Here is a 4,851-nt window from a genome sequence, read left to right as displayed (position 1 = left end):
GTAATAGGAATTTCAAGCGTAGAGCCAATAATCGATAATTTAAAAACGTTTTATCTTTACGGTACAGTCCCTTGCTTTTGGAATGCCTGATGAATAAGGTTGAACTAAATATTCAGTCAGGCCGTCTGAAAACTGAGCAGGCAGATTGTTTCATTTTTGTTGTGCTTGAAATGCGCGCTTAGGGAAATTCAGCCGAATCAAACATGAAACAGGCTGTTTATGCTAAAATCGTAGCCCCATAAAAAATAAAAACAACGTCATTTTTAACTGAGATTATCCGATGAAAAAAGAACACATTATGCAAAACGCTCCATCAGGCCGCCATCGCCTCATTCATGCAAGCATCGCTTCCGCTTTAGCCCTCATTAGCTTTTCCGTTCAGGCAAATCCCCAGCAATCTAAAGAAAAGAATGGTTTTGCCGAAATTCCGTTTTACCTGAAAAACGTAAACGAGCCTATTGGCCAGCCCAGAGTCAAACACAATATTATGTTTTTGATTGATGACTCGGGCAGTATGTTGGCTGATGCTAAGGGTGAATATCATGTAGATGATAAGAATAGAAAAATCAATATTGCAAAATCGGCATTAAAGAAGATTTTGGAGCGGTATAAAGATCAGTTTAACTGGGGCTTGCAGACTTTACATAATAATCCTCGGTATTGGAAATGGGATGAGGAAAAAAGGAAAAAGGATAATGCTCTTTACGCATATGCAGAATTGTCTAGCCCCGACGATGACAAAGGCGATATGAAGGATTCTGATGGCTTTACGGATGGTTCTGCCGGTCGAAACTGGGAATATGTCAGGAAAAAGGTAGACGAGATGTTGGCTTACCAAGCTACGCCGACAACGCGCCGTTATTATGAAGTTGTCAAAAATTTCGTTATTCCAAATATTAAATACCGTTGTCAAAAATCCTATGTTGTCGTGGTTTCTGATGGCGATGCCAATATGAGTTGTAGCAATCAGGCCTCTGGAGAAGACCCACGTAAATCTCCCAATACTAACTTCAATTATGACCGAAAATATTATTATTCAAACTATTACCGTGCTATTGATCGTAGCTCGGATGAGGTCTATGAATATTTTGGGCCGTCTGAAGTAAAAGCTTATGAAAATAAACATGGGCAAGGTAAGGAATTTTCAGGAATCGGCCTTAAAGGTGAAGTATATTTTGATCTGCCAAATTATGATCCGAGATTGGATACTCCTGAAGGGAAGAAAAAGTTTCAATGCCAATATACTGATTATGCAAAAGATGATGATTCAGGGGATTGGGTGCTTTTAGGTGAAAAAGATGGTAAACGAGAAGTCAAAGGCATTGGCGAAATTATTGTTCCTTATTGGGATAGGAACTATGAGGATGAAAAACGCGGTATGCGTTTCTTTAGCCAGACTTTGGCAGAAAAAGATATTAAACCTGCGATTAAGTCAGAAAATCGTCTAGATGCTGCGATTAAGCCAGAGGATCGTCGAGATGCTGCAGGCAAGAGCTGGGATGGTGATCCAAGCGATCCTAAGGGCGTAGATTATAGCAAGCAATTGGTTCAGACTTTTACCGTGGGCTTTGGTGAGGGAATCTCTAAAGTCGGGAGAGATTATCTGGAAAAGGGTGCCAGTCGCCCGGAATGGTATTTCAATGCCTCAAAACCTGAAAAGTTGCTTGAGGCCTTTAAAACCATTATCGACAATATTGAAACTGACAGCAAAATAATGAAATTTGAAGGGGCAGCTTCAACTGCGCCGGTGACGACCAGTACAGGTATTCCCAATATGGCGGCAACGGTTCATTTAAATACCGGCTCTTGGAGCAGTCAGTTGCGGTTTTATAAATTAAACCGCAATGGTACGCCTATTAATACGACTGAGTTTGTTCAGCCATCATTTAATAACCGTCTTACTTTGGTTAATGATGGCAGTAAGACCTATTTCATCGATAGAGTTGCAGATAATGAGGCTTCAAACGCCGATTTTGGCATTTCAGACGGCAGTGCGAAAGATGAGTTGAAGTTGGAATGGAAAAATGCATTGTTGAAATGGACTGGCCGAGCAGGTAGTGATGAAGCCATCAAAGCGGATGCAGAGGCAAAAGGTTATAGTCAGTCTTATCGTATCCGTCCGACTGACCCTAATGATCCAAATAAAGATGAACGTAATTTGGGCGATATTTTAGACGGTTCGGTTGCGGCTATTGGCAATAAGCGCGACAACCGTCAAGAGTTTTTGGTTGCCGCTGCCAATGACGGTATGGTACATATTTTCCGTAATGGTACGCCTAGCAATCCTTATGACTTGAAACTCAGCTATATTCCGGCAGGTATGGAACGTGAGGACGAGAAAGGTCAAGCAACAACTTTGGGCAAAGTCCTGAAGGATATTGCTCGTGAGGGCTATGGCTCCAGCACGCCACACCGCTATATGGTCAATGGTGGCTTTGTTCTCCGTCAAACACCTGATAAACAAACCTTTATGTTTGGTGCAATGGGTCAGGGCGGACGCGGTGCATATGCGTTGAATATTGATGCGGTAGCTAACAGTGATCGTAGTAGTTGGAATACGACTGTGCCTTTGTTTGAAACAAAAAAAGGCTCTGACAATAAGCTGGGTTATACCATTGGTTCGACACAAATCGGCCGTGTTTCCATCAAGCGCGATACCACTCCGGTCAATTTGAAATCTGATGTGCGCTATGCGGGTTTCTTGGCCAGCGGCTATCGTACTGAAGATGTGAACAGTGTCGACAATGAAACGGCTTTATATGTCTATGATATGACAGGTAAAGAAGCTGGTACGCAAGATACCGGCAAAAATGTTTCTAGTGCCGGTAATCTCTTGGCTAAAATTCCTGCACCGAATGGCAAAGGTGGCCTCTCCACCCCCACTTTGGTAGACACCGATTTTGACGGTATTGTCGATATTGCCTATGCAGGCGACCGTTATGGCAATATGTTCCGCTTCGACTTGAGAGGTAAAACCCCGTCTGAATGGTCGGCGCAAATGATTTTCCAAGGTTCGGGTAATCAACCGATTACGTCTGCGCCTGCGGTATCACGTCGTGGTAAAGACAAGTATGTCGTCATTTTTGGTACGGGTAGCGAGATTTATCAGAATGAACTAGAAGGTACCAACGGACAAATCAATGCCGTTTATGGTATTTACGACGATGTGTCTACTGATGAATCTAAAAAAGCGGTTTTGGCAAACAGCAGTGAGTTGGAGCAGCAAACCAGAGAAAGTGACGGCGAACATATTTATGTCAGCAACAATAAGGTTGGTGAAGGCAAAAAAGGCTGGAGTCTGACTTTAGGTCCGAATGAACGTGTGACTGTCAAACCGACGATGATTTTGCGTACAGCTGTTCTGACCATTCGTAAGTATGAAAGCAAAACAATTCATACTGATTCTTCCAGTACCGATGTTTGTTTGCCGGACAGCACGTCCACACAAACGACAGCGAAAACGATTATTCTGGGCGTAAATGCCGAAAACGGCGGCCGTTTGGGCTTGCGTGATGCTCGTATCTCCAGTAAGGATCGTAAGTTTATCAGGCGCGAGAATAATGGCCAGATTGATTACGCCAACGGTATGACTTTTGATGGCGTTATCAACTTTACTTATATGAATTCCAGTAAAGCCGACGATTCTCCGGTAACTGCCGATGGCGATAGTGGTGGCACGGGTACGGATAAGGAGCTGAACGCCACGCCGAGCGTGCCAAATAATAAATGTTTTGCAACCAAAGGTGATCGCAGTCTCTTGTCTAACCAACTGGTCAGCCTAAAAGTAGAAGGCCGTACATGCGGACTCAAACGTATCAGCTGGCGTGAATTGTTCTTTTAATTTGTAAGGCTTGAATATCGAGGCCGTCTGAATTTTTCAGACGGCCTTTTCTGTTGAGTAGTAGTAATTCAAAAATGTTGGATTGGTGGATAGAAAAGCTTGTTTGAGGGCAAAACAAGCTTTGATCAAATTGAAAGCTTGGATAGAGCTAAACGACAGATTTGGACTATTCTTTTTTTAAATTTCTACCATTTGGCTGATAAGTTAAAAGGCCGTCTGAAAAGTATCTTTTCAGACGGCCTTTGATTTAAAGAGAACGAGTCAAGGAGCGCATTGTTAGATGCTGTTTTTAATGATTTTCCGCAGGGTGGAGAGTTGCCGGCGGCTGACGGGCAACGGGGTCGGAATATCGAGAATTTTAGCGCTCCACGTGGATGCGGATTCATCGTTTTCGTCATCGTCCAGTCGAATCAGACTGTCTAGGGTGTGGCGGAAGACGAGGGCATTGCGGTGGATGCGGATGACTTTGTCGCCCAGCAATTCTTCCCAGTAAACCAAGGTCTTCGGTAATTCGTAGCTTTGGCCGTCGCCAGTAAACAGATAGACGGTTTTGTGTTCCGCCATCAGGTAACGCGCCTGTTGCCATGGAATTTCAACCATGCGTTCGCGGTTGTACACTTTGAAATGGGTAAAACTGTCTGCTTTTTCGCGGTTTTTCTCGATGATGCGGTCAAGCGCGGTTTGCAGGCGGGTCATTTTGATCGGTTTGAGCAGATAGTCTGCGGCAGCCAGCTCAAATGCGCGCAGGGCGTGTTCTTCGTAGGCTGTGGTGAAGACAATTTCCGGCTGGCGCTTGGCGGTACGCTTAATGCGTTCGACAAATTCGAGACCGTCGATTTCCGGCATGCCGATGTCGGCAAAGACGATGTCAACTTCGTGGACGCTCAGCCACTCCAATGCTGGCATGGCATGGTGAAAGACGTTGAGCAGTACGACATTGCACTCTTCCAATAATACACGTAAGCGTTCTGCTGCTAATACTTCGTCTTCTACAATAATGGCACTTGGCA

General features: G+C 44.2%; 2 protein-coding genes. One reads left to right on the top strand and one right to left on the bottom strand.

Going from position 1 to position 4,851, the window contains the following annotated elements; translation table 11 throughout:
* Positions 1-280 precede the first annotated feature (280 nt).
* Positions 281-3,841, top strand: coding sequence for a PilC family type IV pilus tip adhesin (gene pilC / locus ACTHUE_RS11080; RefSeq protein ID WP_107768723.1), 3,561 nt, complete (start codon positions 281-283; stop codon positions 3,839-3,841).
* Between the two features lie 276 nt (positions 3,842-4,117).
* Here pilC and ACTHUE_RS11075 read toward each other — a convergent pair.
* A partial coding sequence (locus ACTHUE_RS11075; protein WP_440423480.1) for a LytR/AlgR family response regulator transcription factor occupies positions 4,118-4,851 on the bottom strand: 734 nt, incomplete at its 5' end.

The organism is Neisseria sp. P0021.S005 (assembly GCF_051956955.1).
The sequence above is the reverse complement of the archived record's forward strand: the minus strand, read 5'-3'. Positions and strand labels throughout refer to the sequence as shown.

Coding starts and splice junctions, on each gene's coding strand:
- pilC (WP_107768723.1), top strand. CDS start 281: ATGAAAAAAGAACACATTATGCAAAACGCTCCATCAGGCCGCCATCGC.